The sequence below is a fragment of the Niveispirillum sp. genome (assembly GCF_017996735.1).
Classification (GTDB): domain Bacteria; phylum Pseudomonadota; class Alphaproteobacteria; order Azospirillales; family Azospirillaceae; genus Niveispirillum.
The window spans coordinates 21561-28899 of the sequence record NZ_JAGOGJ010000088.1; the positions used below are offsets into that span (position 1 = coordinate 21561).

Annotated in this window: 5 protein-coding genes; all 5 read right to left on the minus strand. The window is 65.9% G+C overall.

All coding sequences use genetic code 11. The features are described from left to right. Nucleotides 1–9: 9 nt before the first annotated feature. The gene (locus KBA48_RS22630) at nucleotides 10–1908 is read right to left on the minus strand and encodes a PQQ-binding-like beta-propeller repeat protein (protein WP_292910635.1); all 1899 of its coding nucleotides are present in this window, start codon (nucleotides 1906–1908) and stop codon (nucleotides 10–12) included. A gap of 33 nt (nucleotides 1909–1941) precedes the next feature. Beyond that, nucleotides 1942–2802: an SDR family oxidoreductase gene (locus tag KBA48_RS22635; RefSeq protein WP_292910636.1), complete on the minus strand. Its 861-nt coding sequence runs from the start codon at nucleotides 2800–2802 to the stop codon at nucleotides 1942–1944. Between the two features lie 179 nt (nucleotides 2803–2981). Beyond that, entirely contained in the window at nucleotides 2982–4184 is a 1203-nt protein-coding gene (locus tag KBA48_RS22640) for an acetyl-CoA acetyltransferase (protein ID WP_292910637.1), read from the minus strand. Between the two features lie 358 nt (nucleotides 4185–4542). Next, on the minus strand, nucleotides 4543–6000 hold the full coding sequence (locus KBA48_RS22645; RefSeq protein WP_292910638.1) for a 3-oxoacyl-[acyl-carrier-protein] synthase III C-terminal domain-containing protein: 1458 nt from the start codon (nucleotides 5998–6000) through the stop codon (nucleotides 4543–4545). Between the two features lie 271 nt (nucleotides 6001–6271). Continuing rightward, nucleotides 6272–7339, minus strand: a 1068-nt coding sequence (locus KBA48_RS22650) for an aromatic ring-hydroxylating dioxygenase subunit alpha (protein ID WP_292910639.1), incomplete at its 5' end; no start/stop codon positions are given.

A 7339-nucleotide genomic window follows, 5' to 3' on the forward strand; every position in this document is an offset into this window, starting at 1 on the left:
GGCGGGCGCTTATTTCCCCTCCGCCGCGAACACCAGCAGCGCATTGCCCGGCATCTTGAAATAAAGCCCGTAGCCCGACGTGATCACGACATGGCCGTCGCCGATGGCGGGGCCGGGGCCGCTCATCGATCCGCCCTTGGCGTCGATGCCGTTGACCGCCTTCACGGCCTGCGTCGTGTCATATTTCCACACGATCCTGCCCGTGGCCCCGTCATAGGCGCGGACCCAGCCGTCAGAATGGCCGGCAAAGACGATGCCGGGCATGGCCGCCACCGCCGCCGTGATGCCGGGATCGCAGAATTCGCGCCCCTGGCAGACATCCTCGGCCGGGTGGCTCCAGATCAGCTTGCCGGTGGCCCCATCCACGGCATACAGGCCGGGGCGCGGCGGTTCGGTGGGTTTGCTGCCGTCGCGCGCATTGGCCATGTCATAGATGGGCACATAGAGGCGCGATCCTTCCGCCGCCATGCCGAAATGCACGCCCCCCTGCACCCCGCCGCGCCCGATGCGCGTGCTCCAGCGCACCACACCCGTATCGGGGTCAAAGCCATGGACCACGCCGCTTTTCTGCCCGCCCAGCAGCACCTGCCCGCCGCCGGGCAGGCTGGCCAGGATGGGGGAGGCGGCGTAATCCAGGTCCGGCCCGCGTTCGGTGGGGCAATTGGGATTGTCGCCCATCATGCAGGCCACGTTCCAGGCATCCCGCTCCACCGTCTGCCGCACCCAGCGGCGCTGCCCGGTCTTCAGGTCGAAGGCCATGACGGCATCGCTGTTGCCATCGGCCGGGCTGGAATAATTCTCCCCCGACCCGACATACAGCACACCGCGCGCCGCATCCACGGAAGGGCTGTTCCAGACAGGCGCGCCGGAGGCGGCCAGAATGGGCGTGCCGGCGCTGGTGGTGCCCTTCTGTGTGGGTTCGTCGGGGATCGTGTGGCTTTTCCAGGCCTGCGCGCCCGTCGCCGTATCCAGTGCCGCCACCGCCCCCCGGAAGGTGCAGCAGGCATAGGAAGGATCCGCCGCCGCCGTCACCTCCAGCGAGGAGACGGGCACATACAGCCGGTCATTGAACAGGGCGGGCGTGCCGGTGATGGTGGCGCTGGAATGGTCATCCACCTTGGTGACCCAGACCTCCTGGCCCGTCACGGCGTCCAGCGCATAGGCGCGCGCCATCACGTCCCCGAAATACAGCTTCGGGCTGGTCTTGGACGCCTCCACCACGATACCCGTCCGCACCTCCGCCCGCGCCTTGTAGGTCCAGCGCACGCAGCCCGTGTCCAGGTCGAAGGCATAGACGGTGCCATCCTTGCTGCCCACAAAAACCGCGCCCAGACCGATGGAAGGCTGTGACCGGGCACGCATGGCGTTGGGAAAGGCGAAGGCCCATTTCAGGCGCAGCTTCGGCACGTCGGCCGCCTTCAGCCCCGCCACATCGGCGGGTACGAACCGGCTTGTATCATGGCCCCAGCCCACGGGGGCGGCGGGGCGCGACAGGTCGAACGTCGCCGCCTTGCCCGTGCATTGTCTGGCCTTGGGCTCGCTGGCGAAAGCGTCCAGCTTCTGGCGCGACAGATATTCGGCGATATGCTGGCGCTGTTCGCGCGACAGATGGGCCGCCTGCGGCTGCATGATACCTTCGTTCATGGCGCTGAACAGCATGGAAGGCGTCATCATTTCCAGCCAGGTGCGGTGGGGCGCCTTGTACACCCCGCCCTGGTGGCAGCCGGCGCAATTCTCCTGATACAGCGCGGCACCCGGCAGTTTTTCAGGATCGGCGAAGGCATCGCGACCTGATTGGAACTGATCGGTGGATTTTACCGTTTCGCCGCCCGGCGGGGCAGCAGCGGCCATGTTGGCGGCCAACAGGGCGGCAAGGCCCAGCATCCCGATCGTCACACGCCCGACCATCCTTCCCCCCTGTTTGTTTTTTTAAGGCGACCGTCACACCACGTTGAAATAATCCGGCACGCCGCCGGGCCAGACGGTGCCCCACATCTGCATGCCGCCATCAATGGTCAGCATCTCACCGGTGATGAACTTGCCCGACGGGGCGGCCAGATAGATCACGCCCTCGGCCACGTCCCAGGCATTGCCCATGCGGCGCATCGGGTTGGTATCGGCAAAGCGCGCGGTCGCCTCTGGCGGATAGACGTTGAAGCCTTCGGTGGCCACCGTGCCGGGGGCCACACAATTGACCCGGATATTCAGCGGCGCCCATTCGATGGCGACCGATTTCGACAGATAGATGACGCCGGCCCGTGCCGCGCAGGTATGGGCCGCCTGCGGCATGCCGCGTTCGACATAGGCGACGATATTGATGATCGATCCCGCTTCGCCCCGGTCGCGCCAGCGGCGGGCGGCGGCCTGCATCATGTGCCAGGTGCCGTTCAGATTGGTGTCGATGACGGCGTTCCAGCCCTTCTTGGAAAACTCGATGGCCGCCTGCGGGAACTGTCCGCCGCCATTATTCACCACATGGTCGATACGCCCGAATTCCGCGATGGTGCGGTCCATCAGCGCGTCCACCTGATCGGGGTCGCGGATGGTCATGGGCATGATGGCGATGTCCTGGCCCAGCAGGCGGCGGATGCCGTCGCGCGTCTCCGCCAGTTTCTCCTCCCGCCGGCCACAGATCATGACCTTCGCGCCCAGCCGCGTGAACAGATAGGCCATGGCCTTGCCCATGCCGCTGCCCCCGCCCGACAGCACCACCACCTGATCCTGCAGCAGGTCCGGGCGATAGACGGTGGGCAGGATGGCCAGTTCTTCGTCGCTGAAGCCCCATTGCCTGGTTTCGGTCATCTCTTCTTCTCCCTTTTGGGGGCGGCACGTTCCCTCACCCTCCCATTGGCTGACGCCAACGGGCCCCTCCCTCTCCCACTGTCGTGGGCGAGGGGCTTCAATTTCGCCCCTCTACCGCTTGCGGGAGAGGGAGGGCCCGCCCGCGTCAGCGGGTGGGAGGGTGAGGGCACATTGTCCCCTCAATCCCCCAGCCGCCCGATGATGGCGACCGATGTGATGTTGCGGTTGGGCAGGCCGCCCAGATTGTGGGTCAGGCCCAGGCGCGGGTCGGGCAATTGCCGTTCGCCCGCGCGCCCCTGAAGCTGCAAATAAATCTCGTAGACCATGCGCAGGCCCGTGGCCCCGATCGGGTGGCCGAAACATTTCAGCCCGCCGTCGATCTGGCAGGGGATCTTGCCGTCACGGTCAAAGAACCCGTCCATCACGTCGCGCACGGCCCCGCCTTCGGGCGACAGGCCCAGATCCTCCATCACCACCAGTTCGGTGACGGAGAAACAATCATGCACCTCGATCAGCGACAGTTCGGCGCGCGGGTCCTTGATCCCCGCCTCCTCATAGGCGCGTTTGGCCGCGATACGGGTGGTCAGGGTATAGGACCCGTCCCAGGACCCGTGCGCCAGTTCCACCCCGTTGCTGGGGGCGAGCTGCAGTGCCTTGACCGTCACCGGATTGGTCTTGCCCAGGGACCGGGCGATCTCCGGCGTGGTGACGATGGCACAGGCCGCCCCGTCCGACACGCCGGCACAATCGAACAGGCCCAGCGGATAGGCCACCATGCGCGCATCCAGCACCTGTTGTTCTGTGATGGGGTTGCGCAGATGCGCCTTGGGGTTCAGGGCGCCGTTGGCGTGGCTTTTCACCGAGATATGGGCCATGGCGCGTTTCAGGTCTTCCATGTCCGTCCGCGTGCGCGCGGCATAGGCGGCACCCAACTGCGCGAAGCCGCCGGGCGCCGTATTCTGCGGCAGCCAGAGGTCCTCAAACGTGCCCTTGGTCCGTTCCGGCAGGCCACCGAAGCCGGTATCCTTCAGCTTTTCCACGCCCATGGCGATGGCGATGTCGCAGGCGCCCGCCGCCACCGCATAGACGGCCCCGCGCAGCGCCTCCGTGCCCGTGGCGCACAAATTCTCCACCCGCGTGACGGGGATGTTGGGCAAACGTAGTGCCATCGACAAGGGCAGGGCCGATTTGCCGACGCTCTGTTCATCAAAGAACACACCCATCCAGCCGGCCTGGATGTCGGATTTCTGGATGCCGGCATCCTTGATGCACTCCTGAAACGCCTCCAGCATCAGATCGTCGGGACCGGCATCCCAGCGTTCACCGAACCGCGAACAGCCCATGCCGATGATCGCCACCTTATCGCGGATACCCTTGGCCATGCTCAGGCCCCTCCCTTATGCGCGTCCCGATGATCGTGACCGATGACGTGGACCCTCACCCTCCCAAACGCTGATGCGTCCGGGACGCCTGGTGCCCTCACCCTCCCAAGCCTTCCGGCTCGGGCCCCTCCCTCTCCCACGTTCGTGGGCGAGGGTTGAACTTTTGCACCGCCCCCAGATTCCGCCCCTCGCCCACGAAGGTGGGAGAGGGAGGGGCCCGTCGGCGCCAGCCGATGGGAGGGTGAGGGTAACAAGCGTCCCGTCGGCGCCAGCCGATGGGAGGGTGAGGGCACCAAGCGTGCCGTCGGCGCCATCATTTGGAAAGGTGAGGGTATCGCCGCCATCATCAGCCCCGGCCTCACGCTTTGGCAGCGACGGCGGGCGTCGCTTTCCAGAAATACCGGCGGAAGCCGCGCTTCTCGTCATCATCCTTCAGGCGGAAGACCAGACGCACGGGCAGTCCCACCGACAATTGCCCCGCCTGGATGTCGGTGAATTCCATCATGACATTGGCGCCATTGGCGAATTGCACATTGCCATAGGCCAGCGGCGGACACGGGGTGAAGCCCAGCCAATCCTCGGTAAAGGTCTTGACCGCCGCCGGTTCATCGGCCAGCCGCAGCGGCTCCTGCGTGTCGATGGCCGCGCAGGCCGGGTTCACACAGGCGCGGGTACGCGGGAACTGCGCACAGCCGCAGGCCGTGCAGCGCCCGCCCGTCAGGCCATTGACCATGTCGCGCTTGCGATAGGCCACTGTGTGGGCCGTGCGCTTGTCATGTTCGGCCCGCATGCCGAAATGGATATCGACCATCCCGGAAAAGGACAGGTGTTTCAGATAGCGATCTTCCGCCTGCCGCCGCGCCAGCCAGCCGGCAACCCCCGTGGCGGGGATAAAATCGGCCAGCGCCGGCGTGGTGCGCAGCAGGATGGCATCCGCCCCCTGACCATAGCCCACCAGCAGGATGACCCGCCCCGGCTGCGTGCGGCCCAGAATGTCGGCCAGCATCAGCAGCGCATGCGCCGCCCCGGTATCGCCCACACTCGCGGCCAGCGGGTCGACCACGCTGTCGGAACGCAGGCCCAGCTTTCCGGCCAGGGCCGCCTGGATCTTCGCCATGGTGCCGGGCAGGATGAAATGATCCACCTGATCGGCGCTGATTCCGGCTTGGGAAAGGGCCCCCTTCACGGCGGCGGGCACAATCTTCAGATAGCCTTCATCACGCGCCCACCGTTCCTCCAGAACGTAATCGGCTTCCTCCCCCTCGGCCCGATAATGGTCCACCAGATCGCGGAACACGCTGTGACCGGACAGGAACTCGGCAATCACCCCCGGCCCCGCCCCCACCGTGACGGCGGCGGCCCCATGGCCATAGCTGAAATCCTGCACCGACCCCGGCCGCGCCAGCCGGCGGTCACCCGCCGTCAGCAACGTCGTGCCCGTCTGTTCAAACGCCGACAAAAGCGCGCTGGTGCCGGCCCGCAGACTGCCCGTCGCATCGGCGGGGCGTGTCGTCTCCGCCAGACCCAAGGCGTCGGTGATCAGGCCGGCATTGGACCGGTCCTGGAAAGGCAGGGTGGTGGAGGCAAAGACCAGCCGGTCGGGGGCAAGGGAACGGGCGGACAAGAGGTCGCGCGCCGCCTCCACCGCCATGGTCAAACTATCCTCGTCCCAATTGGCGACGGCGCGTTCGCCCTTCGCGTTGGCGGCAAGGTTGGGGTCCAGCCAGTCCAGCGCCGCCGCCATCGCCTTTCGCGACAGGCGCAGGCGGGGGATATAGGCGCCAAAGCCGGTGATGCCGATGGGGGATTGGGTCACGGGGATGGACCTTTCGGAAAGTACAACCGGTGTGCCCTCACCCTCCCAGGCCTTGCGGCCTGGGCCCCTCCCTCTCCCGCAAGCGGGCGAGGGGCGATATTTCCACCCCTCGCCCACGAAGGTGGGAGAGGGAGGGGCCCGCCCGCATCAGCGGGTGGGAGGGTGAGGGAGAAACGGCCCCCCGCCCGCATGAGCGGGTGGGAGGGTGAGGGAGAGACGGCCCCCGCCCGCGCCAGCCAATGGCAGGGAGAGGGATCAACACGTCAGAAAACTAAGCCGCCTTCACGGCCTCGATAAACTTGCCCAGCACCTGCGCCACCCGCAGATGGTCGGGCACCGCGTCGCCGATGCGGCGGTCCAGTTCTTCATGCCAGTGATAGATGCGGCGTTCCTGATAGTTCAGCGAAATGCCCGTGAAGCCGCCGCTTTCCACCGATTTCTGGATGCTGTCGGCGAACTGCGTATCCTCTTCCAGGATACGGTCGAAATTGGAGATGCGGGTTTCCCAGATCTCCGGGCGCGGGCCATCGCCCCAATCGGGGGAGAACCAGCAGACCTCAATATACATGCGCCTTATATCGATGGGCCAGAACACGATGAAGGGCATGCCCGTGGGGGCCGGCGGTACCACGATGTTGGGATAGACATTGATCGACACATTGGCCGTGCGCGCGATTTCGCCCACGGTCGGGATGTCGGGCAGGCCCTTGGTGCCGGGGTCCTGCCAGCCGGGCCGGCGGTTGGGCGTGACCATGCGCGAATGGCCGCCGGGCCACAGCGTCATGAACGACCCGCGATGATCCAGGAACCGGTCCACCGTATTCTGGTGGATGGATTTCAGGTGATAGACCTCCAGGAACGCATCCAGCAGCACCTTCACATTGCATTCCACCACCACGCCGTGCCGGTCGGCCAGGCGCAGGTTCTGCGGCTGAAACTCCGACAGGTCGGGCACGACGGGGGCCAGATACTCCATGAGCGGCCCGGCATTTTTATCCATGTTGATGAAATGCCAGTTGCCGAAATTCTCGCACCGCACCTCGATCAGCGATTTGCATTTCAGGTCCAGCCCGACAAAGTCCCGCTTGTCGCGCAGGTTGATCAGGTCGCCCTTCAGGTTATAGGTCCAGCCATGATAGCCGCAGACCATGCCGCGACCCTTGCCCTTTTCCTCCGTCACCACCGGCGCGCCGCGATGGCGGCAGGTATTGTAGAAGCAGCGGATCTTGTTGTCGTCACCGCGCACAAAGAACAGCGGGTCGCCCAGCCGGTCCCATTTCAGATAGGAACCGATCTCCGGCACCTCATCGGCATGGATCGCATAGACCCAGGTGCGCCG

What these genes read in the sequence shown, in the direction of transcription:
- KBA48_RS22630 (WP_292910635.1), bottom strand. Translation starts at nt 1,908, where the DNA reads ATGGTCGGGCGTGTGACGATCGGGATGCTGGGCCTTGCCGCCCTGTTG.
- KBA48_RS22635 (WP_292910636.1), bottom strand. Translation starts at nt 2,802, where the DNA reads ATGACCGAAACCAGGCAATGGGGCTTCAGCGACGAAGAACTGGCCATC.
- KBA48_RS22640 (WP_292910637.1), bottom strand. Translation starts at nt 4,184, where the DNA reads ATGGCCAAGGGTATCCGCGATAAGGTGGCGATCATCGGCATGGGCTGT.